Here is a 206-nt window from a genome sequence, read left to right on the forward strand (position 1 = left end):
GTCGGCGTTGGCCTTGGCCTGTTTGATCAGGCTGTCGTAGGGCTTGTACCACCACTTGGAGAAGTTGTTGCCGTCAATGGCATCGCAGCCGTAGAGGGTGCCTAGCCAGTTGTCCGGGTCACCGTTGTCGCCGCTCCAGCCAATCAGCATGGCGCCCTGTTCGCCGGCTTTGGAGCGCTTGATGTACTCGCCCCACTCATAGCTGA

At 60.2% G+C, this 206-nt stretch carries 1 pseudogene; it reads right to left on the reverse strand.

Annotated elements, in window-relative coordinates:
* Positions 1-206: pseudogene (locus GYA94_RS25445) on the reverse strand (ABC transporter substrate-binding protein); the annotation flags it as partial.

The organism is Pseudomonas juntendi, assembly GCF_009932375.1.
GTDB lineage: Bacteria > Pseudomonadota > Gammaproteobacteria > Pseudomonadales > Pseudomonadaceae > Aquipseudomonas > Aquipseudomonas juntendi.